The organism is Kitasatospora sp. NPDC058032 (genome assembly GCF_042885845.1).
GTDB lineage: Bacteria > Actinomycetota > Actinomycetes > Streptomycetales > Streptomycetaceae > Kitasatospora.
This window is the reverse complement of record NZ_JBHVRK010000001.1, coordinates 572,348-595,934: the sequence shown is the minus strand read 5'-3', so window position 1 is coordinate 595,934 and position 23,587 is coordinate 572,348. Positions and strand designations below refer to the sequence as shown.

General features: G+C 72.7%; 16 protein-coding genes. 12 read left to right on the top strand and 4 right to left on the bottom strand.

What is annotated here, in order from left to right; translation table 11 throughout:
* The first annotated feature begins 9 nt into the window (after positions 1-9).
* Positions 10-426: a hypothetical protein gene (locus tag ACFVUH_RS02645; protein WP_387910678.1), complete on the top strand. Its 417-nt coding sequence runs from the start codon at positions 10-12 to the stop codon at positions 424-426.
* Here the strand turns inward: ACFVUH_RS02645 and ACFVUH_RS02640 are convergent.
* The gene (locus tag ACFVUH_RS02640) at positions 380-1,297 is read right to left on the bottom strand and encodes a diacylglycerol kinase (RefSeq protein ID WP_387910676.1); all 918 of its coding nucleotides are present in this window, start codon (positions 1,295-1,297) and stop codon (positions 380-382) included. The two genes, ACFVUH_RS02645 and ACFVUH_RS02640, sit on opposite strands and share 47 nt — an antisense overlap.
* Positions 1,294-2,919 carry an FAD-binding oxidoreductase gene (locus ACFVUH_RS02635; RefSeq protein ID WP_387910674.1) on the bottom strand — a complete coding sequence of 542 codons (1,626 nt, stop codon included), beginning with the start codon at positions 2,917-2,919 and terminating at the stop codon, positions 1,294-1,296. The genes ACFVUH_RS02640 and ACFVUH_RS02635 overlap by 4 nt, the downstream gene beginning before the upstream one ends.
* Positions 2,920-2,939: 20 nt before the next feature.
* On the opposite strand from ACFVUH_RS02635, the gene ACFVUH_RS02630 reads away from it, so the two are divergent.
* Positions 2,940-3,527 (top strand): TetR/AcrR family transcriptional regulator, encoded by a 588-nt coding sequence (locus tag ACFVUH_RS02630; RefSeq protein WP_387910672.1) that lies wholly within the window; start codon positions 2,940-2,942, stop codon positions 3,525-3,527.
* Positions 3,528-3,628: 101 nt separating this feature from the next.
* Complete coding sequence (locus tag ACFVUH_RS02625) at positions 3,629-5,203, top strand: glycerol-3-phosphate dehydrogenase/oxidase (protein WP_387910670.1); 1,575 nt, start codon at positions 3,629-3,631, stop codon at positions 5,201-5,203.
* Between the two features lie 4 nt (positions 5,204-5,207).
* Here the strand turns inward: ACFVUH_RS02625 and ACFVUH_RS02620 are convergent, their stop codons facing one another.
* On the bottom strand, positions 5,208-5,510 hold the full coding sequence (locus ACFVUH_RS02620; protein WP_387910669.1) for a hypothetical protein: 303 nt from the start codon (positions 5,508-5,510) through the stop codon (positions 5,208-5,210).
* Between the two features lie 756 nt (positions 5,511-6,266).
* Here ACFVUH_RS02620 and ACFVUH_RS02615 point away from each other — a divergent pair.
* The 4 genes from ACFVUH_RS02615 (at position 6,267) to ACFVUH_RS02600 (ending at position 16,611) form a co-directional block, all read left to right on the top strand.
* Positions 6,267-6,737: a hypothetical protein gene (locus tag ACFVUH_RS02615; RefSeq protein WP_387910668.1), complete on the top strand. Its 471-nt coding sequence runs from the start codon at positions 6,267-6,269 to the stop codon at positions 6,735-6,737.
* A gap of 252 nt (positions 6,738-6,989) precedes the next feature.
* The gene (locus ACFVUH_RS02610; protein ID WP_387910666.1) at positions 6,990-15,344 is read left to right on the top strand and encodes a ricin-type beta-trefoil lectin domain protein; all 8,355 of its coding nucleotides are present in this window, start codon (positions 6,990-6,992) and stop codon (positions 15,342-15,344) included.
* 2 nt (positions 15,345-15,346) lie between these two features.
* The gene (locus ACFVUH_RS02605; RefSeq protein WP_387910665.1) at positions 15,347-15,871 is read left to right on the top strand and encodes a hypothetical protein; all 525 of its coding nucleotides are present in this window, start codon (positions 15,347-15,349) and stop codon (positions 15,869-15,871) included.
* 164 nt (positions 15,872-16,035) lie between these two features.
* Complete coding sequence (locus ACFVUH_RS02600) at positions 16,036-16,611, top strand: TerD family protein (RefSeq protein ID WP_355366530.1); 576 nt, start codon at positions 16,036-16,038, stop codon at positions 16,609-16,611.
* 85 nt (positions 16,612-16,696) lie between these two features.
* Here the strand turns inward: ACFVUH_RS02600 and ACFVUH_RS02595 are convergent, their stop codons facing one another.
* On the bottom strand, positions 16,697-17,935 hold the full coding sequence (locus ACFVUH_RS02595) for a monooxygenase (protein ID WP_387910663.1): 1,239 nt from the start codon (positions 17,933-17,935) through the stop codon (positions 16,697-16,699).
* 218 nt (positions 17,936-18,153) lie between these two features.
* Here ACFVUH_RS02595 and ACFVUH_RS02590 point away from each other — a divergent pair, with 218 nt between their 5' ends.
* From ACFVUH_RS02590 to ACFVUH_RS02570, 5 genes are all read left to right on the top strand, one after another.
* Complete coding sequence (locus ACFVUH_RS02590; protein WP_387910662.1) at positions 18,154-20,205, top strand: FAD-dependent oxidoreductase; 2,052 nt, start codon at positions 18,154-18,156, stop codon at positions 20,203-20,205.
* An 80-nt stretch (positions 20,206-20,285) separates the two neighbouring features.
* Positions 20,286-20,834 (top strand): PadR family transcriptional regulator, encoded by a 549-nt coding sequence (locus tag ACFVUH_RS02585; protein WP_387910661.1) that lies wholly within the window; start codon positions 20,286-20,288, stop codon positions 20,832-20,834.
* Positions 20,835-20,925: 91 nt separating this feature from the next.
* Positions 20,926-21,708, top strand: a complete 783-nt coding sequence (locus tag ACFVUH_RS02580) for a hypothetical protein (protein WP_387910659.1) — start codon at positions 20,926-20,928, stop codon at positions 21,706-21,708.
* Between the two features lie 254 nt (positions 21,709-21,962).
* Complete coding sequence (locus ACFVUH_RS02575) at positions 21,963-22,967, top strand: ArsR/SmtB family transcription factor (protein ID WP_387910657.1); 1,005 nt, start codon at positions 21,963-21,965, stop codon at positions 22,965-22,967.
* Positions 22,968-23,053: 86 nt separating this feature from the next.
* Positions 23,054-23,518, top strand: a complete 465-nt coding sequence (locus ACFVUH_RS02570; protein ID WP_387910656.1) for a hypothetical protein — start codon at positions 23,054-23,056, stop codon at positions 23,516-23,518.
* Positions 23,519-23,587: the final 69 nt, after the last annotated feature.

Genomic DNA, 23,587 nt, shown 5'->3' with positions numbered 1-23,587 from the left:
GAGGCGGTCGTGCCGTACTACCCCGACGGTTCGCCCTACGTGTACGACGACCTGTGGCCCGAGCTGGTGAACGTCGGCTGGCTGGACGACTCCCACCCGTACCGGCGCGGCGACGTCCCCGTCGAGCTGGTGGACGGTCTGCTGCGGCTGGCGGCCGACCCGGTGAACGTCACGCGCGGCGTGCACACGTGCCCGTTCTGCGGCGGGTCCTACCTGACGGTGGAGAACCCGCACGCCGCCTCCGGTTCGACGCTGCTGGGCAGCGCCGAGATCCACGTCCGAGGGGCCGGCGGCGGCGGTTTCGCGGCGCCGACCCTGATGATCCACTACGTCCTCGACCACGGCTACGCCCCGCCGCCCCCGTTCCAGCGGGCCGTGCTCAGGGGATCGGGCCGAGGAGGTGGAGCGCCGCCGGGACGGCGGTGACCTCGATCGGCAGGTGGGCCATGAACTCGCCGTCGGCGTAGGAGGTGATGCCCGGGGAGCTGAGGCGCAGCGACGGGGTGCGGTAGGTCGTCACCTCCGGGTGGTGGATGTGGGTGCCCTTCAGCAGGGTCGGGAAGAAGCGGGCGATGCGGCGGCGCGGCATGGCGTCGACGAGGGTGACGTCGAGCAGGCCGTCGGCGGGGTCGGCGCCGGGGCAGACGAGCATGCCGCCGCCGTAGCTGCTGGTATTGCCGACGGCGGCGAGGGTCAGGTCGCGGCGGATCTCGGTGCCGTCGGCGAGGGTGATCCGGAACGGCAGGGGGCGCAGGTTGGCGAACTCGACGGCGATGGCGAGGTGGTAGCGCATCCGGTCGCGCGGCCAGCGCAGCCGGTTGGTGCGGTCGCTGACCAGGGAGTCGAAGCCGCTCGCGAGCACGGAGCCGAACCAGCGGGTGGTGCCGTCGGCGGCGGTGATCCGGCCGAGGTCGACGGTGCGGGTGCGGCCGGCGGCGATGACGTCGGCGGCGGCCTCGGGGGCGTTGCGGGGCAGGCCGTGGGCGCGGGCGTGGTCGTTGCCGGTGCCGGCCGGTACGACGCCGAGGGGGGTGGTGGTGCCGGCGACGGCCTGGAGGCCGAGGTTGATCATGCCGTCGCCGCCGACCACGACCAGGGCGTCGCAGTCCTTTGAGGCGGCGGCGGCCCGGGCGAGGGCCAGGGAGTCGGCGGCGGAGGCGCCCGCCCGGGCGTCCACGGTGATGCCGTGGGCGCGCAGGCGGGCGGTGGCGCGGCGGGCCGCCGGTTCGGCGTGGCCGGCGGCCGCTGCGGGGTTGGTGAGGAGAACGACGCGGGCGATGGTTCTCCGGTCGGTCATGGGATCAGCTTGCCCGGGTTGAGGATGCCGGCCGGGTCGAGCTCGGCCTTGACGGCGCGCAGGATGCGCACGCCCAGCTCGCCGACCTCGGCCGCCATCCAGGGGCGGTGGTCGGTGCCGACGGCGTGGTGGTGGGTGATGGTGCCGCCGGAGCGGACGATCGCGTCGCCGGCGGCCTGCTTGGCGGCGGCCCAGCGCTCCAGCGGCTGCTCGCCGAGCGCGGCGACCACGGTGAAGTAGAGGGAGGCGCCGGTCGGGTAGACGTGCGAGATGTGGCACAGCACCAGCGAACCGGGCAGGGCCTCGGTCAGCGCGGCGGTGACGGCGAACCGCAGCGCCGGCAACTGCTGCCAGCTGGTGGCGGTCTCCAGCGTCTCGCACAGCGCGCCCGCGTCGAGCAGCGCGTCGCGCAGGTACGGGGCGTTGAACCGGCCGTGCTCCCAGGCCCGGCCGGGCGCCTCGCCCAGCGAGCTGCCGCCGGCGGCGAGCAGGGCGGCGCGGGTGAGCTGGTGGCGGGCGGCGACCTGCTCGGCGGTGCCCTCGAAGACGGTGACGGCCAGGCAGCCGCTCACCGCGGGCTCGCCGCCGATCTTCTCGGTCATGGCGAGGTTGACCATGGTCTCGGCCTCGTCGGAGAGCCGGATCACGGTCGGTCCGGTGTCCTGCTGCTCGACGGCGCGCAGCGCGGCGGTGCCGGTGGTGAAGTCGGGGAACGACCAGGCCTCGTACGCCTTGACGGCGGGCAGGGCGTGCACCCGCACCCGCACGGCGGTGATCACGCCGAGGGTGCCCTCCGAGCCGAGGAAGAGCTCGCGCAGGTCGGGGCCGGCGGCGGAGGCCGGGGCGCGGCCGAGGTCCAGCACGCCCGCGGGGGTGACGACGCGCAGCCCGCGCACCATCTCGTCGAACCGTCCGTGGCCGGCCGAGTTCTGCCCGGAGGAGCGGGTGGCCGCGAAGCCGCCGATGGTGGCGAAGCGGAAGCTCTGCGGGTAGTGGCCGAGCTCGAAGCCGCGCTCGGCGAGCAGGGCCTCGGCGGCCGGGCCGGTGAGGCCGGCGCCCAGCAGCGCCTCGCCGGAGGTCTCGTCGAGGTCGAGCAGCTGGTCGAGGCGGCGCAGGTCGAGCGAGACGACGGCGGCGAAGGCGCCGCGCTCCGGGGCGAGCCCGCCGACGACGCTCGTCCCGCCGCCGAACGGCACGACGGCGATGCGGCGTTCGGCGCAGACGGCGAGCAGCGCGGCGATCTCGTCCTCGTCGCCGGGCAGCACGACGGCGTCGGGCGCGTCCTGCGGCTCGCGGGAGCGGCGGCGCAGCAGGTCGGGGGTGGACTTGCCGCCGGCCCGGGGGAGGCGGTCGGCGTCGGCGGTGCTGAGGTGGGCCTCGCCGACGGCGGCGGCGAGCGCCGCGAGGTCGTCGGGGGTGAGGGCGGAGGGCCGCAGCACGACCTCCGAGGCGTCGGGCCCGGGGGCGGCGTCGCCGGTCACGCTGAGGGCGGCCGCGAGCAGGCCCTTGACGTCGGCGGACAGCTCCTTGGCGAGGGCAGGGTCGCCCCAGGCGTCCCACTTCATCGGGGGGAGCGGCAGGGCGGCCGCACCGGCCGGCGCCGCTTGCTTCTCGGGGGTCATGCGTTACAGTTTTACACATCATGTCAAGTAGTAACGAGCACTATCGCGAGCGCGGCACCGATGACGCGATCCTCGACGCCGCCGCCGACCTGATCGTCCAATTCGGCGTGGGCCGCACCCAGTTGGCCGAGATCGCGCGCCGCGCCGGGGTGAGCCGGCCGACCGTCTACCGGCGCTGGCCGGACGTACGGGCGGTGATCGGCGCGCTGCTCACCCGCGAGATCGCGGCCACCCGGGACGCCGTCCGGCTCACCGGCACCGACCGGGCCGCGTTTGTCGACGGGGTCGTCGAGGTGGCCGTCCGGCTGCGCGACCACCCGGTGCTCGGCGCGCTGCTGCGCTCCGCCGACTCCGACACGCTCTTCGAGTACGTGGTCGACCGCCTGGGCGCCAGCCAGCGCGGGCTGCTGGAGGCGCTGCGGGCCGGCATCGCCCAGGGCCAGCGGCACGGCTCGATCCGGGCCGGCGAGCCGGTCGAACTCGCCGCGATGGTGCTGCTGATCGCCCAGTCCACCGTCCAGTCGCACCGGATGGTGGCCCCGCTGCTGTCGGAGGCGGCCTGGCGGCGCGAACTCGCCCGCGCCCTCGACGGCTACCTCGCGCCGTAACCTCGCGACCGCCGACGGATTGACCCCCGGCAGACCGACCGTCAGCAGACCGACCATCAGCAGACCGACCGCCAGCAGACCGACCGCCACGGAGGCCGCAGATGACCACCACCGCCGGGCCCTTCGCCGGGACCACCCGACTCACCGCCCGCCGCCGGGAGCTGGACCTCGACGCGCTCGCCGCCGGGCCGGCGATCGACCTGCTGGTGATCGGCGGCGGCGTGACCGGCGCGGGCGTCGCCCTGGACGCGGCCGCGCGCGGGCTCTGCGTGGCCCTGGTCGAGGCGCGCGACCTCGCGTTCGGCACCAGCCGGTGGAGCTCCAAGCTCGTCCACGGCGGTCTGCGCTACCTCGCCTCCGGCCGGATCGGCGTGGCCCGGGAGAGCGCCGTCGAGCGCGGCGTGCTGATGACCCGCACCGCCCCGCACCTGATCCGGCCGCTGCCCCAACTCGTCCCGCTGCTCGACGGGTTGATGAAGCCGGGGCAGGCCGCCCTGGTCCGCGCGGGCTTCCACGCGGGCGACGCGCTGCGGCTGAGCGCCGGCACCCCGGGCCGGTTGCTGCCGCGGGTGCGCAAGGTGGACGCCGGACGGGCCCGCGCCCTGGTGCCGGGCCTGCGCGGTGCCGGGCTGTCCGGCGCGCTGGTCGCGCACGACGGCCAACTCGTCGACGACGCACGGCTGGTGGTGGCGCTGGCCCGAACGGCGGCGCAGTACGGGGTGTCCGTGCTGACCCGGGTGCGCGCCGAGCAGGTGACCGGCACCGGCGCCCGGCTCACCGACACCCTGACCGGCGAATCGTTCCGCCTCGACGCCCACGCCGTCGTCAACGCGACCGGTGTGTGGGCGGGCGAGGTGGACCCGTCCATCCGGCTGCGCCCCAGCCGGGGCACCCACCTGCTGGTCGACGCGGCCGCGCTCGGCCGGCCCACCGCCGCGCTCACCGTGCCCGTCCCCGGCTCCACCAGCCGTTTCGTCTTCGCCCTGCCGCAGCAGCTCGGCCGGGTGGCGATCGGCCTCACCGACGAGGACGCGCCCGGCCCGATCCCCGACGAGCCGCAGCCCACCGCAGCCGAGCTGGACTTCCTGCTCGACACCGTCAACGCCGCCCTGGAGACCGCCCTGACCGGGGACGACGTGCTCGGAGCCTACGCCGGACTGCGGCCGCTGATCGACACCGGCGACGGCGCCACCGCCGACCTCTCCCGCCGGCACGCCGTGCTGGAGTCCCCCGACGGGGTGATCACCGTGGTCGGCGGCAAGCTCACCACCTACCGCCGGATGGCCGAGGACGCCGTGGACACCGCCGTCCGGCTGCGCGGCCTGCCCGCCCGCGCCTGCTGGACGGCCCGCCTGCCGCTGGTCGGCGCGCCGGACCACCGCGACAGCCGCCCGCTGCCGGAGGGGGGCGAGGCCGCGGCCTCGCTGCTCGCCCGGCACGGCGGCGCGGCGCGCGAGGTGCTGGCGGCGGGGGAGGAGTCGCTGGGCGCGGGCCACGGCGCGCCGGTCGCCGAGGGGATCGACGTCAGCCGCGCCGAGATCGCCTACGCGCTCACCCACGAGGGCGCGCTGGACGCCGAGGACGTCCTGCACCGGCGCACCCGGATCGGCCTCGTCCCGGCGGACGCCGAGCGGGCGCGCGCGGCCGTCGAGGAGATCGTGGCGCAGGCGGGCTGAGCCCTCAGCGTTCGGTCCGCTCCGCCATCGGGTGCACGGCCCCGCTCAGCTCCAGCGAACAGCGCAGCGGCCGCTCGGCCACGCCGGTCCGCTCCAGCCGCACGGCCAGCGGCTGCGCCGGCTCCTCGGGCAGCCCGGGCAGCTGGGCGGCGAGCGTGAGCGGATACACCCCGTGACCGTGCACCCGGTGGAAGGCCACTTCCTTGCCGTCCACCAGCACCTCGGTCTCGGTGATCCAGCCGGACCGGACGTTGACCGTGACGGAGTGGCCGCTGCGGTCGAGGTGAAAGCTGTGCCGCTGACGCATGGGGGACCTCCCGGCGGATCCGGCGGAAACGCAACCAGTCTACGGCCAGGCAATCGGTGTATCTGGAAGCACATGAATAGGTAATAGGTTAGTCAAACTCTTCCATTTATGTGCAAAGTAATACAGGGCCGCAAAGCGCATTCAATGTGTTTTCTGATCGTCACCTGAACGGATCCTGAGAGGTTGCTGGTGGTGAGAGGTTGTGGCTCGACTCCGAATAAGCTGCTCAAGCTCTTTGGCGACAGTTCGGGAGGGTCGATGCCACCCACACTCCCGAGCCTCGTCCGCGTCCGCGGGCGCGGCGCATTTTCATCGCGCTGGATGTGCCGGATGCCCGGCGTCCTGACACTCGGTCTGCTGGTGCAGGCCGGCGACGCGAGCGCGTTGGCGACGATTCCGCAGGTTCCTGGTTGTACCGCAGTCGCGTGTATGCGTACGGCGGGAATCGCGAGGACTTGATCGGCTTCTGGCGGGGAGAGCTCTCCGAACTGGGCTGCAGAAACTGACGATCACGTTCAGGCGGGGAGCGGAGGTCGACGGAACCTTCCGGACCTCTGCCGGGGCCGCCGTGGACGGTTCGAAGATCGGATGCCGACCCGCCCCGAACCCGGAGCATTCTGGATCCCGACCGGGAAGGCCGCCCGGGACGCATGAAGACCTCGGCCGCGGAGAGCGCGCTCTCCGCGGCCGAGGTGTGTCCGGGGCAGGGGGGCGGTCGATAGAGTGGCGGGTTTTCTGAGGAATGGGAGAGGGCGGATGTTCCAGTTCAGAGTGGTGAAGTATTCGGCGGAGGAGCGGGAGGGGTCGGCGCCGGCGTGGACGGCGATTTCCGACATCGGGCTGAGCTTCGGCGGGGAGGTGCTCACGGAGGTGGAGTACCTGGCGACGGAGGAGCGGTATCTCGCGGCCGTTCGGCGGTTCGCGGAGGTGCAGGGGGTGGCCGGGCTGCGGGTCGACGGGCTGGAGGTCCATCCCGGGAGTCCATGGTGGCAGCGTGTCGCGGATGGGGAATGGCTGGCGCTCGACGAGGCGATCGAGCTCATCAGGTCGGTGCTCCGGGAGGAGTTCGTCTGGTGCAGATTCCTCGGTGACGGTGATTTCTTCGTGCACATCGGCTACGACTTCTACATGTACATCGGCCTCGCGGCCGAGCCGGAGCAGGCCGTCCGGGATGTCCGGGCGTCCGGCTTGAACGTCGACGAGTTCGAGTCGCCGTACCTGACGTAGTCGGCCGGCCCGTCCGAATCGGGATGATGCGCATGAAGAGCGCAGTCGGCTCAATTGCTGCGAAAGCGGCACGTAATAACGCTGCGTCGACGATCCGTTACTTGATTGTCATCCTGGGAGGTTCCTGGATGTCCGCTGAAGATGAGAGGTTCCTTAAGGTTCTGAACGAACTGAACAGGTGTCACCTATGAGAGAGTCTTGATGAAACGACGGTCCTTGGCCTCGTCCGGTTCCACCGGCGGGGCCTTTTCCATGCGCTGGATACGCCGAATATCAACGGTTCTGACGCTCGGTCTGCTCGTGCAGACCGGTGTCGTCGCCGACGCCCTGGCGTCGACCCGGTCCGGCGGGGTCGCGCCGCAGACGCCGCCGGTCGCGCCGGCGGCCCCCGCCACCGAGGCGCCCGACGAGGCGTCGGCGCTGCTGTCGGCCCGTCTCCAGGGGCGCCGGATCGAGGTCACGAAGGCCCGGACGGAGTTCGTCACCCTGTGGGCGAACCCGGACGGGACGCTGACCTCGGAGCGGGCCACCGGTCCGCTGCGGATGAAGGTCGGCGACGCGTGGGTGCCGGTCGACACGACGCTGGTGCAGACGGCGGACGGCAAGGTGGCGCCGAAGGCGCACCCCGAGGGCCTGGTGTTCGAGGGCGGCGACGCCGGGGTGACGGTGGGCGACAGCCTGCCGGGCGCCACGACGCCCGCCACGACGCCCGCCACGACCCCGGCTCCGGCGCCCACCGAGCACGCCTCGCGCAGCGCCGCCCGCGCCGCCGACCAGCCCGCCGCTCCGGCCGCTCCCGAGACCAAGCCGGCCGAGCGCCCGCTGGTCACGATCGGCTCCGGTGACCAGCAGATCTCCTTCGGCTGGCTGGGCAAGCTGCCCAAGCCCAAGTTGGAGGGCAAGAAGGCGACTTACGTCGACGCCCGCCCCGGCGTCGACCTCGTCCTTCAGGCGACCCGGACCGGCTTCGAGCAGTTCCTGATCGTGAAGAATCGTTCCGCCGTCTCCCAGACCGGCACGATCACGATCCCGCTCGACACCACCGGCCTGACCGTCGCCCCGCAGCCGGACGGTTCGATCCAACTGCTGGACAAGGCCACGGGCCAGCAGACCGTCAGGATCCCCGCCCCCGTGATGTGGGACGCCGCGCTCGACGAGGCCTCGCAGGAGCACCTCAACCGGGCGCCGGTGACCATGGAGGTGCGCGGTCAGGGCGCGGACACCGAACTGGTGTTCACCCCGGACGCGGCCTTCCTGACCGACACGAAGACCCAGTACCCGGTCACCATCGACCCGGTCGTCGACGTCGTCACCACCTTCGACACCTACATCCAGAACAACGAGAACAGCGACAACTCGTCGGCCGATCTCCTCAAGCTGGGCAGCTACGACGGGTCGACCAAGGCCCGTTCGTTCCTGACGATCCCGGGTGCCGACTTCAACGGCAAGCAGATCATCGACGCCAAGCTCAACCTGTACAACTTCCACTCCTCCTCCTGCGTCGCCAAGCAGTGGGAGGTCTGGAACGCGCCGGGCGCGGCCGGGTGGATGCGGTGGAACACCATGCCGCAGGGCGAGACCCTCTGGGCGACGTCCAACGACACCTACGACAACGACGGCGGCGACAGCCACACCTGCACGGCCGGTGACGGCTCGGTGTGGGCGAAGGCCGACGTCACCGGGATGATCCGGCACTTCGCCCAGTTCGGCTACCGCGACTACGGCTTCCTGCTGAAGGCGGCGGACGAGAACAGCAGCCTCTCCTGGAAGAAGTTCGACTCCGCGGAGGGCGACTACCCGCCGTACATCTCGGTCACCTACAACACGGTGCCGACGACCCCGGCCGCCGTTCAGGTGCAGCCCTCGCAGCCGGGCAACCCGGCGTACACCTCGGACGCCAACCCGCGTTTCCAGGTGCAGGCGGCCGATGTCGACGGTGACCAGGTCACGGTCTACTTCGACCTGTGGCGCGGCGGCACCTTCATCGGCAGCATCCCGAAGGTCACCCCGAACGGCGCCATCGCCACCGTCCGCCCGTCCGACTACGGCCTCGCCCGGCTCGACGAGGGCGTGCAGTACTCGATCTGGGCGATGCTCGACGACGGCAAGGCACGCTCCGGCTGGACCGGCACGACGCTGATCGCCGACACCGTCAAGCCGGGCGCACCGTTCGTCACTTCCGCCGACTACCCGTCGGACGCGCTGTGGCACGGCGCGGCGAACCAGGCCGGTTCGTTCACCTTCACCCCGGCCGCCGGCACCGACGACCTGACCGCCTACGTCTACACGCTGGACGGCGGCACCCCGGTCACCGTCAACGCCACGGCGGCGCTGACCACGTCGATCACCCCGACCACCGAGGGCCGGCGCGTGCTCAGCGTGCAGGCCAAGGACCGCGCGGGCAACCTCTCCCCGCCCACGGTCTACACCTTCCAGGTCGGCAAGGCGGGCATCAGCTCGCCGGTGAACGGCACCCAGGCGGCCAAGCGCGTCAAGCTGGCCGTGGACGCCCAGGCGCAGTTCAAGCGGGTCGTCTACGAGTACCGCCGCGGCCCCGGCACCACCGAGTACACGGTGCCCCGGACCAACCTGACCAAGGCCGACAACACGGCCGTGACCGAGGACAAGCCGCGCCTCGCGGACCTCGGCCCGCACGCCAACTGGAACGTCCTGGACACCCTGGGCAACGTCGGCGGCGTCGTCCAGGTCCGCGCCAAGCTGTTCCCCGAGGACGGCTCGGGCGAGGGCTACGCCACCGTCTGGAACACCCTCACGGTGGACCGCAACGCCGACGGCGCGGCCGCCACCTCGGTCGGCCCGGGTTCGGTCAACCTGCTGACCGGTGACCTCTCGACCGATGCCACCGACGCCAATGAGTTCGGCATGTCGGTGAGCCGCACCGCCTCCTCGCGCGACCTCGGGCGGGGCTGGCAGCCGCAGGGCGAGCGCCTGACCGCCAACCAGCGTCAGGTGAGCACCGACACGGCCGGCTTCACGGCCGGTCCGGCGGACATCAGCCGCTCCACCGTGCGCGGTCACGACAGTTCGACCGACTCGCTGCTGGTCAAGCCCAACGGCAATGTGAACTCCTACCTGGAGATCGGCCCGGGGTACAGCCTCGGGCAGAACATGCAGCCGGGGAAGACGTACCGGCTGACCGGCTGGATCTACGTGCCGGGCACCACCGGTCTGAACCCGGACCGCGCCGACATCGGCCTGCGCATCCTCGGCGTCCACCGCACGCCCACCGGCTACACGGACGTGCTGTCGCCGAAGGCGTCGTTCACCGACGGCTGGCAGCAGCTGACCGTCGACATGGTGGTCCCCAAGGACGCCACCGAGGCCTGGTTCCGGCTGATCAACGGCTTCGCCGCACCGGACAAGGAGGTCTTCTTCGACGACCTGTCGCTGAAGGAGATCGTCGCTCCGTTCGGTCCGCAGTGGGCCGGCGGCTCCGACGCGGGCGCGGGTTCCGACTACCGTTCGCTGTCGTTCCCGCAGTCCGACCTGGTCGAGATCAAGAGCAACGACGACACCTCCATCACCTTCGCCAAGGGCAACGACGGCACCTTCTTCCCGGAGCCGGGCGCCGAGTCGCTGACCCTGAAGGCCGTGCCGGCCACCAGCGGTGCGCTCGTGCTGTCCGCGACCGGCCAGTGCCTGGAGGTCCCGGGCGGTGCCGCGGGCAACGGAGCCGTGCTGCAGAGCGCGCCGTGCACCGGTGGCGCCAACCAGCAGTGGACCCGTGACGACCAGCAGCGGTTCCAGATCCTCGGCAAGTGCCTGGACAACCCCTGGGGCGTGACCGCCGACAACAGCCGGGTCGTGCTCTGGGACTGCAACGGCGGGACCAACCAGAAGTGGGAGGTCCTGGCCGACGGCCAGGTCGTCAACCAGCAGTCGTCCAAGTGCCTGGACGCCTACCAGGGCGGCACCATCTGGTCCTGCTGGCGCGGTCCGAACCAGATCTGGGACGTGCAGACCGCCGGCACCACCTACGAGCTGAGCGAGCTCGACGGTTCGAGGACCGTCTTCGCCCGCCAGGCCGGCTCCAGCATCTACCAGGTGATCAGCGACACCGGTCCCGAGGCGTCCTCGACCACCCGGTACCAGTACGACACCGCCGACGGCCGTTCGCTCGTCAAGCGCGTCATCCCGTCGGTCGAGCCGGGCGTGGACGACGCCAACCACTGCTCCGTCGACCCGCTGCCGCGCGGCTGCGAGGTCATGGAGTACGAGTACGCCAAGGTCACCACGGCGACCGCGACGACGCCGGGCGACTACCTGGACCGCGTCAAGGCCGTCAAGGTCTGGTCGTGGAACCCGGTCACGTCCAAGCAGGAGGCCGTCGAGGTCGCGCACTACGCGTACGACGAGCGCGGCCGGCTGGTGCAGGTCTGGGACCCGCGTCTGGCCCAGCCGCTGAAGACCACGTACAGCTACGACGCGGACGGCCGGGTCACCAAGATCGGTGCCGCGGGCGAACTGCCGTGGAACTTCGACTACGGCAAGGCCGCGGCCGACCAGGACCCGGGGCGCCTGCTGAAGGTCCGCCGCGCGGCCCTGGCGCAGGGCAGCAAGGACCAGCTCAACGGCGAGGTCGCGACCAACGTCGTCTACGACGTGCCGCTCACCCGCGGCGCGGGCGGTCCGTACGACCTGTCCGGCGCGGAGGCGCTCACCTGGGCGCAGCTGGACGCTCCCACCGACGCCACCGCCGTCTTCGGGCCGGAGGACGACCCGGGCACCAACACCGCCACGGCGGCGAAGCCCGGCAAGGACGGCTACAAGCAGGCCGCCGTCCACTACCTCAACGCCAACGGCAACGAGGTCAACACGGCGAGCCCGTCCATCACCCCCGGCGGTGACATCGACACCAAGGAGTACGACCGCTACGGCCACGTCGTCCGCTCCCTGGAGGCCACCAACCGCGCGATCGCGCTCGGCACCCACCCGGACGCCGACCGCTTCACCGCCGAACTCGGCCTGCCCCAGATCCCGGCCGACCTGCTCGCCGCGAACCTGACCGACGAGCAGAAGGCGCGCAAGGCCGAGATCACCAAGTCCCGGGCCCGGCTCCTGGACTCGCGCACCACCTACAGCGCGGACGGCATCGACGTCGTCGAGACGCTCGGCCCGGTCTACCGTGCCTCGCTCGCCGAGCAGGTCAACGGCCAGACCGCGCCGGTCGCCGTCACCTCGGAGGCCGAGAAGCTGCCGCAGCTCGGTGCCTCGGTGCCGGTCCAGGTCGACAACAACTGCTGTGGCCTGCTCTGGTCCGGTGGCGCTCAGCTGAGCGTGCGCGGGACCGCCGCGGGCGGCTTCGTCGCGCTGCGCGTCAGCGTGCCGGAGGAGGGCGACTACCTGCTCTCCGGCCAGCAGACCAGGTACAACGACCACGGCATCGTGCAGTTCGCGATCGACGGCCAGAACCTGGGCCAGCCGATCGACCAGTACTCCGCCGACCCTGCGGTGACCCCGTACGCGGTCGGGACGCCGATCCACCTGGCGCGCGGTGACCACGAGCTGAAGCTCACCGTCACCGGCACCAACACGGCCAGCACCGGCGAGCGTTTCCACGCAGGTCTGGACACGGTGACGCTGACCAAGACCACCGTCAACCCGACCCTCCTGGCCGGGACCTCGGTGGTGGCGCGGGACCACAACACCAACACCTACGACGAGAACAAGCCCGACGGCCAGGCGTACCACCTGGTCACCACCGCCACCGACGGTGCCCGGATCGAGGGTTACGCCGACGACGTCGAGCTGCGGGTCACCAGGACCGGCTTCGACGCGCCGATCGGCGGGGCCTCCGGGTGGGCGTTGAAGGTGGCGACCTCGGTCACCACGGACGCCCTCGGCGCCAAGCTGACGGCCACGGTCAAGTACGACGCCCACGCCCGTGCGGTGGAGTCCCGCAAGCCGGGCTCCAACGGCGCGGACGCCGGCACGGTCAAGGCGGTGTTCTACACCGCCGGCGTCAACCCGGACGACGCCCTGTGCGGCAACCGTCCCGAGTGGGCGGGCCTGGCCTGTGTCACGATGCCCGGTGGTGCGATCACCGGTGCGGACGCGACCCGGATGCCGACCACGCTGCCGGTGAAGCGGGTCACCCGCTACTCGCCGTTCAACGAGCCGGAGGAGACGACCGAGACCAACGCGGGCAAGTCCCGCAAGACGGTCACCACCTACGACGGCGCGGACCGCATCACCTCCACCGAGATCACCTCGGACGAGGGCAAGGCGCTGCCGAAGGTCACCACCGAGTACGACCCGGCGACCGGCGACATCGTGAAGACGACCGCCGGCGGCAAGTCGCTGACCCGGGTGCTGGACCAGCTCGGCCGGCTGATCTCCTACACGGACGCCGACGGCGGCACCACCACCAGCGAGTTCGACAAGTTCGGCAAGCCGGTGAAGGTCACCGACCCGACCGGGTTCAGCACCTACACCTACGACCGCGCGAAGGAGCCGCGCGGGCTGGTCACCTCGGTCAACGACAGCGTCGCGGGTGAGTTCACCGCCAAGTACGGTCCGGACGGCCAGCTGGTCGAGCAGACCTACCCCGGTGGCATCGTCCGCAAGGACACCACCAACGCCGTCGGCGAGGCCACCGGCCGCACCTACACCCGCACCTCCGACAACAAGGTCATCTGGGCGCAGAGCGCCGACATCTCCACCCAGGACCAGGTGGCCAAGGACACCAGTTCCACCGCCACCCGTTCCTACCAGTACGACCGGCTCGGCCGGCTGGTGAAGGCCGAGCAGTCCACGGTCGCCACCGGTTGCGTCACCCGGCAGTACGCCTTCGACGCCCACTCCAACCGCTTGTCGAAGTCGACGTCCCCGAAGGGGGCGTCCGGCCAGTGCAGTGCGGACGGTGCCACGGCGGAGAACCACACGTACGACAGTGCCGACCGTCTCACGGACGCGGGTTTCGTCTACGACGCCTTCGGGCGCACGGTGAAGACCGCGACCGGCGCGACCAACACCTACTGGGCCAACGACCGCGTGGCCGCCCAGGAGAAGGGGGACACCAAGCAGGAGTGGGCCGTCGACGCCGCCCACCGCCTGACCGCGTTCACCACCAGCAAGAAGCAGGCCGACGGTACCTGGGCGAACGCCACGTCGAAGCTGAACCACTACGGTGACGACGGCGACGAGGTCCGCTGGACGATCGAGGACACCACCCAGGGCACCCTGACCCGCAACGTCTCGGGCCCGGACGGCGACCTGGTCGCCACGACCGGCAGGACCGGTGACGTCCAGCTCCAGCTGACCAACCTGTTCGGCTCGGTCGTCATCACCACCGACACCGCGCTGACCAAGCCGGTCGTGCTGGACTTCGACGAGTTCGGCATCCCGCAGGACGGCCAGGAAGCGGTTCGCTACGGCTGGCTGGGCGGCAAGCAGCGCTCGGCCGAGGCCCAGGACGGCGACATCCTCATGGGTGCCCGCCTCTACAGCCCGGCCCTGGGCCGCTTCCTGCAGATCGACCCGATGCCCGGCGGCAACGCCAGTGCCTACGACTACTGCACCGGCGACCCGGTCAACTGCACCGACCTCGACGGCAACTGGGGCATGCCCAAGTGGCTGAAGAAGACGGTCGAGGTGGTCGCCAAGGTCGCCGAGGTCGTGGCCACGGTGGTCCCCGGTCCGATCGGCGCGGTCGCAGCCGTGGTCTCCTCGGTGTCCTACGCGGCCACCGGCAACTGGGAGAAGGCCGCCGAGATGGCCGTGACGGCGGTCGCCGCCACGGTCGGCGCCGGCCCCGTGGTCAAGGCCGCGGTCACCGCGGTCAAGACCACACGAGCCGCCACCCGGGTGCAGCGTGCGGCATCGGCGGCGAAGAACGTGTTCCGGCGGCCGGAAGCCACCTCGTGCACCATCGGAAACTCGTTCGCGCCCGGGACACGCGTGGTGCTGGCGGACGGCAGCTCGGTCCCGATCGAGGAGATCGAGCCCGACGACTACGTCCTCGCCACCGACCCGGAGACGGGCGAGACGACGGCTCAACCCGTGCTGGAGACGATGGTCGGTTACGGGACCAGGCACCTGGTGCGGATCGAGACCGACGACAACGCGGTGACGCCGGCGCTGCTGGCCACGGCGAACCACCCGATCCGGGTCGACGGCAAGGGCTGGGTCGACGCCGTGGCCGTCGAGGCCGGCGACGAGCTGGTCTCGCCGGACGGCACGCTGACGGCGGTCGAGTCCGTGACGGACCTGGGCGACGTCGCCGGGCAGCTGGTCTACAACCTCAACGTCGCGAACATCCACACCTTCCTGGTCGAGGCCGACGGCGCGGTCGTGCTGGTCCACAACTGCCCGAGGGCCGTGCCGCGTGCCGCGTACAAGCGGGACAAGGACTTCGACCACCCGAAGAAGTTCAAGAGCAAGGGCGAGGCGGTGAACGCGGCCCTGGCGACCGCCATGCGCGGCGGGCGGTGCAGGTTCCGTGGCCCGTGCAACTCCGATGCGCACGTGCACGTCGACTACTTCAACTCCAACGGGCAGCTGGCGCGGACCGAGCACTTCAGGTGGGAGACTCCGAAGCCCCGCAAGACGCCGAAGCCCACGAAGCGGCACAACAGGAAGAGGTGATCATGTCCGCTGTCCAGCACTCGGTGGGGCTGTTGAGCGAGGCCTTGGAACGCCACGCGTCCGTCATGGCCGGAACCGATCCGGATCCGGTGGACGCGGTGGCCGCCGGGGAGGCGGTGCGCGCGGCCGCCCGGGCCTATGCCATGGCGGTGATGGAGCACAACGGGTGGGGACACCCGTTCAACGACCTCTTCGCCACGGACGAGGACGGCGAACCGGACGAGGACGGCGAACCGGAGGAGGCGGAACCGGTCGACCCCGACACGGTTCGGCTGAGCGTCGAAGGGCGCTGGGACTTCTACGTCGAGGACCCGGCCGCCTGGTCGGCCTTCGTCGAGGCCAGGATGGCAGAACTGGGCCTGGCCGACTGCGCCCCCGACCTCGGGGATCCCGCGTACGCCTTCGGCCAGGTCGTCGCCCACGACGACTTCACCCGACGGTTCACCGCACACGGGCTCCGCGACGCCGGCAGCGACGTCTTCTCCGGAAGGATCGAACGGACCCTCGTGGAGGAGGACCGGGACTAGGAAGGATCCGTAGCAGTACGGAGCAGTGACAGCAGGGCCCGCCGATCCGGCGGGCCCTGCCTGTCTTCCGGCGGCGTGTCCCGGCGGTTGTCGGGTGACGGATGCTCGTGATCTCTACAGTGCTGTAGATTCGTTGGCAGGGAGAGCGACCGAGGAGGGCAATCGTGGGAGTTTCGCTGGCCAAGGGCGGCAACGTCTCGCTGACCAAGGAGGCGCCGGGGCTGACGGCGGTCATCGTCGGGCTCGGATGGGACGTGCGCACCACCACCGGCGCCGACTACGACCTGGACGCCAGCGCGCTGCTCTGCAACGCGCACGGCAAGGTGGTCTCGGACCAGCACTTCGTCTTCTTCAACAACCTGCGCAGCCCCGAGGGTTCGGTCGAGCACAGCGGCGACAACCTGACCGGTGGCGGGGACGGCGACGACGAGCAGATCAAGGTCGACCTGGACGCCGTCCCGGCGCAGGTGGCCAAGGTGGTCTTCCCGGTGTCGATCTACGACGCGGACGCCCGGTTCCAGAACTTCGGCCAGGTGCGCAACGCGTTCATCCGGATCGTCAACCAGGCCAACGGGCAGGAGATCGCCCGCTACGACCTCACCGAGGACGCCTCCACCGAGACCGCGATGGTCTTCGGCGAGCTCTACCGCAACGGCGCCGAGTGGAAGTTCCGCGCGATCGGCCAGGGTTACGCCTCCGGCCTGCGCGGCATCGCCACCGACTACGGCGTGAACGTCTGACCCGACGGGGGAACGACGGGCCACCGGGCGGTCGACCGAGCGGGTCCACGCCCGGTGGCCGACCGGTGGTTCGCGGCGTTGCGGCCTACCGTCCCAGCGCCAGGCCGCCGAACCCGCCCGTGGCGCCCAGCTGTCGGCTCCACCAGGCGACCATGCCCGGCTCGTCGATCGCCGACCAGTCCGGCGCCTCGCTGACCTGCGCCCGCCCGAGCCGGCGGCTGAGGTCCACCAGCGCCCGCCCGGCCGCGCCGCGTTCGCGGTCGTAACCGGGCAGCAGCTCGGCCCAGTCGTCGGCCGCCCGCCAGGCGTCCTCGAAGGCGCAGGCGTCCTGGAGCGCCTTGGCCGCGCCGCTGGTGGTGTGCGGGCGCACGAGCGTCGCGGCGTCGCCGGCGAGCAGCAGCCGGCCGGCGGTGCGCCGCGGGGTCTCCAGGTCGTGGATCGGCTGGAGCAGGATCCGCGCGACCGGGGTCAGGTTGACGACGCCCGCCCAGTACGGCGGAAGGACGCGCTCGGCGAGTTCGGCCAGTTCGTCGTGGCGGGCGGTGTCGAGCGTGCCGACCGGGAAGCCGAGCGGGTCGGAGTCCTCGTCGGCGCGCCGCAGCCAGGCGGGCGCGGGGGCGTAGAAGACCCAGTTCACCAGGGTGGAGCCGGGGTCCAGTCCAGGGATGCGGTAGAGGACGACCTGGCCGCCGGGGTAGCAGGCGGTGATCACCTCCTGCTCCGGCCAGCGGGCCGCGCCGCCCGGGAGGGTGTCGAGCAGCCGGGCGTCGAAGCTGCCCCGCCAGGCGACGTACCCGGCGTACTCCGAACGGGCCTCGGGGCAGACGGCGGTGCGCACCACCGACTGGTGGCCGTCGGCGCCGACCACCAGGTCGTGCTCCTCACGCCCGCCGGCCGCCGTCTCCACCCAGGCGGGCCCGGCGCCGTCGGAGCCGCCGACCGCCGTGACGGCCGTGCCCGGGCGGAACTCGACGCTCTCCGGGGTGCGTTCGCGCAGACCCTGCCAGAGCACGCCCCAGTGGTAGGAGTGCATCGCCATCGGCTGCACCCACAGCGCCCGCCCGCGCGGCGAGCCCTCGCCGTCCCTGGCCACCCAGTGCCGGGCGGTGACGGGGTGGTGGCGGATGCCGTCGTCGATGTGGCCGGCCCGGACGAGTTCCCGGTAGCGGTCCAGCAGGATGCACAGGCCCACCCCGCGGTCCTCCAGGTGGCCCGGGCTGCGCTCCAGGACGGTGACCCGCTCGGCGCCGCCCCGGGCCGCCGCCCGCGCGAGCGCGCACCCCGCGATGCTGCCGCCGACCACCGCCACCGATCCACCCCGCACGGCCGTCCCCCTTCCTCGCCGGAGTCCCGCTGACCCTGTCCGTCGCCCCTCCGACGATACGGCGTGAACTGATGATCCGTCAGTGGAAGTCCCGGGGCGGGGCCCGTCGGTGTTCCCCGGGTCACTTATGCAACTGGTTGCATAGGCGGATCCGCGTCCCCTACCGTGTGGTAACAACCCCGGGGCCGCCGCCCCCGCCCGCCCCAGGAGACGCCCCGATGACGACGACCGCCAGCACCCCGGCGCCCTACCCCCACCTGCTGCGCCCGCTCGACCTCGGGTTCACCACCCTCCCCAACCGGGTGATCATGGGCTCCATGCACGTCGGCCTGGAGGAGGCCCCCGGCGGCTTCCACCGGATGGCCGCCTTCTACGCCGAACGCGCCCGCGGCGGCGTCGGTCTCATCGTCACCGGCGGCATCGCCCCCAACGAGGCCGGCCGCCCCTGGGACGGCGGCGCCAAGCTCACCACCGAGCAGGAGGCCGACGAGCACCGCGTCGTCACCGACGCCGTGCACGCCGCCGGCGGCCGGATCGCCCTGCAGATCCTGCACTTCGGCCGCTACGCCTACCACCCCGGCCTGGTCGCCCCCAGCGCCGTCCAGGCGCCGATCAGCCCGTTCCCGCCGCGCGCCCTCACCGCGGACGAGGTCGAGCGGACCATCGACGACTTCGTCCGCTGCGCCGCGCTCGCCCGGCGCGCCGGCTACGACGGCGTCGAGATCATGGGCTCCGAGGGCTACCTGATCAACGAGTTCACCGCCGCCGCCACCAACCACCGCGAGGACGAGTGGGGCGGCCCGTACGAGAACCGGATGCGCTTCCCGGTCGAGATCGTCCGCCGGGTCCGCGAGCGGGTCGGCCCCGACTTCATCCTGATCTACCGGCTCTCCATGCTCGACCTCGTCCCCGGCGGCTCCACCCTCGACGAGGTGATCCGCCTCGCCCGGGCCGTCGAGCAGGCCGGCGCCACCGTCATCAACACCGGCGTCGGCTGGCACGAGGCCCGCATCCCCACCATCGCCACCTCGGTGCCGCGCGGCGCCTACGCCTGGGTGACCAAGCGGGTGATGGGCTCGGTCTCCGTCCCGCTGGTCACCACCAACCGCATCAACACCCCCGAGCTGGCCGAGCAGCTGCTCGCCGACGGCTACGCCGACCTGGTCTCGCTCGCCCGCCCGCTGCTCGCCGACCCCGACTTCGTCGCCAAGGCCGCCGAGGGCCGCCCGGAGGCCGTCAACACCTGCATCGGCTGCAACCAGGCCTGCCTCGACCACACCTTCAGCGGCCGGATCACCTCCTGCCTGGTCAACCCGCGCGCCTGCCACGAGACCGAACTCGTCCTCGCCCCCACCCGGCGCGCCCGGCGGATCGGCGTCGTCGGCGCCGGGCCGGCCGGACTCGCCTGCGCCGTCACCGCCGCCGAACGCGGCCACCGGGTCACCCTGTTCGACGCGGCCGACACCATCGGCGGCCAGCTCGACATCGCCCGCCGCATCCCCGGCAAGGAGGAGTTCGCCGAGACCCTGCGCTACTACCGCCACCGGCTCGACGCCCTCGGCGTGGAACTGCGGCTCGGCGCACGGGTGGAGGCGGGCCCGCTCGCCGCCGAGGGCTTCGACGAGGTGGTGCTCGCCACCGGCGTCACCCCGCGCACCCCCGACCCCGCCGACCTGCCCGGCGTCGACCACCCCAGCGTGCTCGGCTACCTCGACGTGCTGCGAGACGGCGCCGCCGTCGGCGAGCGGGTGGCGATCCTCGGCGCGGGCGGCATCGGCTTCGACGTCGCCGAGTACCTCACCGACGCGGGCGACGCGCCGAGCCTCGACCCGGCCGTGCACCGCCGCCACTGGGGCGTCGACGCGGACTACCGCGAGCGCGGCGGCCTCGCCCGCCCCGAGCGCCCCGCGTCGCCGCGCCGCGTCCACCTGCTGCAGCGCAGGACCGGCAAGGTCGGCGCCGGGCTCGGCAAGACCACCGGCTGGATCCACCGCACCGAGCTCAAGCACCGCGGCGTCACCATGGTCGCCGGCGCGCACTACCGGCGGATCGACGACGCCGGCCTGCACCTCACCCTGGACGGCGAGCCGCAGCTGCTGCCCGTCGACACCGTCGTGCTCTGCACCGGCCAGGAGCCGCGCCGCGACCTGGACGCCGCACTGCGCGCCCTCGGCGTCACCCCGCACCTGATCGGCGGCGCCGACGAGGCGGCGGAACTCGACGCCAAGCGCGCCATCAAGCAGGGCACCGAACTCGCCGCCGCGCTCTGATCACGAACCCCGCGCCCTGAGCGCCCCCCGCCCCGCGTGCGGCAGCGGCCCCCAAGATCGGCACCCCTAGGATCGGTGCCATGTCGCTGCCGCACGCCATCCTCACCGCCCTGCTGGAGAAGCCGTCCTCCGGTCTGGAGCTGACCCGGCGGTTCGACAAGTCGATCGGCTTCTTCTGGTCCGCCACCCACCAGCAGATCTACCGCGAACTCGGCCGGCTGGAGTCCTCCGGCCTGATCCGGGCGCTCCCGCAGGCCGGGCCGGTGCGCGGGCAGAAGAAGGAGTACGAGGTGCTGTCCGCCGGCCGCGCCGAACTGGAGCGGTGGACGGCCGCCGCCGACGACCCCCGGCCGGTCCGCGACCCGCTGCTGCTGCGGCTGCGCGCCGCCGCGGTGGTCGGCACGGCCGGTCTGGACGTCGAGCTGCGCCGTCATCTCGCCCTGCACCGGGAGCGGTTGGCCCACTACGAGGAGATCGAGCGGCGCGACTTCCCGGCGGGGGAGCGGCGCGACGGCGACCCGCTGCAGCACGCCGTGCTGCGCGCCGGGATCGGCCTGGAGACCTTCTGGGTGCAGTGGCTCGCGGAGACCGTCACCACCCTTCCGCCGACCCCCGAGGACACGGTCTGACCTGCGGCGATGCCGGCCGGACGGGCGGGTCCCGGTGGCCGGTGGGACACTGGACGCCTGTCCCTGTCCGACCTCATCGATCGGGGGCCGCATGTCTCTCCCGAGGCCTCTCCTCGCCCTCACCGCCGCGGCCGTCACCACCGTGCTCACCCTCGGCACCGCCCAGCTCGCCGCCGGATCGGTACCGGCCGCGCCCGTGACCACCGTCCGCGCCGCCACCGGGTCGCCCACCGACGACCAGCTCAGGTCCGCCCTGCTGACCGCCACCGAGCTGGGCCCCGACTTCACCGAGGTCCCCACCGACCCCGGATCCACCCCCGACCCCGGTTCCTCGCCCGAGCCGGAGGCCGAACCCGAACCCGGCGCCGGTGCCTCACCGGTGACCGGCTGCGACGCGCTGCGCGCCCTGCTGAACCGCACCGGCGCCCACAGCCCGTCCCGGACCCCGCACCAGGAAGTCGAGTTCGACGGCCCCGACGGCAACCCGATGGTCACCGAGTCGCTCACCGCCGAGGAACCCGAGCGCCTGACCGCCGACTTCGCCGCCGCGACCGCCGCGTTCGCCGACTGCCGGAGCCTCACCTTCACCGACAGCACCGGCGAGGCCGTGACCTTCACCGTCACCCCGCTCACCCTCGGCGACCGCAAGGAGGCCCCGGCCGTCCGCCTCGACGGCACCTTCGCCGGCGTCCGGCTCAACGGCTTCCTCGGCATCGAACGCCTCGGCGGCGTCGCCCTCGCCTTCGGCTTCTTCCAGCGCGACTCCGGTGACGCCCGACTCGCCTCGCTCTACTACCGCGCCGCCGTCGCCAAGGCCGAACGCACCCTGGGCGTCCAGGCCGGCTCCACCGCCGCCCCGGGCGCGCACGTCTGACGGCGTCCGGGCGTCCCCGGCCGCCGGTCTCACGAACCGCCGCAGTTCGTCCCAAAACCGTTCGAGCTGCATCGAATTCGGACGGGGCAATGTCCGGGCGGCGCCACGAACCGGTCAGAGCCGCGCAACGCGCCCTACGCGTCCGACCGTCGCGGCTACGGTGGGCTCACGGCCGCCCGGGGCCGCAGGGAGCGGTGGGGGACGTGGCCGGGACGTCGCCGAACCCCGCCGGGAGGCCGACGGAAGGGACCGGATTGCTGCGTATCCACTTCACCCACGACGACCTGACCAGGGTCCGGATCGCGCGGGCACCCGACCCGCTCGCCGAGACGGTCCTGAGCCTGTCGCTGGTCCAGACCCGCGACGTGGGAGGAGTGGCGCTGGAGGGGTGGCGCAGCCGGACCCGCGAACGCCTGCGCCCCCACCTGGGGCCGCTGTTCGAGCTGGCGACGCCCGCCGGGGCGGCGGAGGCGCCGGAGGCGTTCCTGCACGCCGCCACCGACAGCCTGCCGGACAGCCTGGACCACACCTGGTCGCTGTCGCGCCGGCGGTGGGCGGCGGACCTGAAGGTCCTGGAGTACCTGCGGCCGAGGACGCCCCGCTGGGTGCGGGAGCTGCACGGCGGCTCCCGGGAGTGGCGCGCCGTGGTGGACCGCAGGCTGCGCGACTACCACGCCTTCGCGGTCGCCCCGTACTGGTCGCAGCTGCTGGCCGCCGCCCACACCGAGCGGACGCTGCGGGCGCTGGCCACGGTGGACGCCGGACTGGACGGCCTGCTCGGCTCGCTGCACCCCGAGATCCGCTGGGCGTCACCGGTGCTGACGGTGCCCTGCCCGCTGGACGCCGATATCCGGCTGCGGGGGAGCGGCATCCTGCTCGTGCCCACCTTTTTCTGGCCGGAGCCGCTGGTCATGACCGACAACCGTGGCCCGGAGCACCCGCTGGTGCTGCACTACCCGCTGGCCCGCGACCTCGCCACCTACCGGACCGTCTGGGCCGCCGCCGCGGAGGAGCCGGCCGGCGCACTGGTCGCCCTGCTCGGCGCGACCCGCGCCCGCACCCTGCGAGCGGCGGCCGACCCGGCCGGCACCGCCGAACTCGCCCGCCGGACCGGCACCTCCGCCGCCACCGCCAGCCACCACGCCGGCGTCCTGCGCGCCGCCGGCCTGCTCACCACCGAACGCTCCGGCCCCGGCGTCCGCCACACCCTCACCCCCCTCGGCCAAGCCCTCCTCGACGACCGCCCACCCCGTCCCTGACCCCCGGCCCCCGATCCGCCCCTCCTCCTTCCCCGCCGCCCGTGTTAGCGTGCGGCGACGGGCGAGGGACGACGGGGGTGGTGGAGGTGAGCGACGAGAGCCTCGGCACCCCTGACCTCGGCAAACCCGTCCACCAGCCGGGCGATCCGACGCCCGTGGCCGACCCCCCGCACGGGCCGGTTCGCGGCTGCCTGTACGCGATCGGCGAGTTCCTGCGGGACGCGGTCATCGAGGTGGTCGGCGGCACGCTGCTCGCGCTGCTGACCACCGGCTCCCTGGCCGCCGCCTTCGTGCTCGCCGAACTCGCCCACCGCCTGAGCCCCGTGCTCGCCGAACTCGCCCACCGCCTGAGCCCCGTGCTCGCCTACGCCCTGGGCGCCCTCGCCGTACTGGTGGCCGTGCTCGGCGTGCGGCAGCTGCGCCGCCCCAAGGAGCGGCGAGGCCGCTTCGGCCGGATCCTCGCCGCCGTGACCGCCGGCCTCGGCGTCTGGCTGCTGCTCTGCGTCTTCTACGCCTCGCTGCGCGAAGCCCTCGGCCTGGCCTCCTTCTGAACCGACCGGGCGCAGCGCGCCCCGTAACGGCCGGCCGGCTCCGGGCGGCGGCCGGGACCTGGCCCGGAC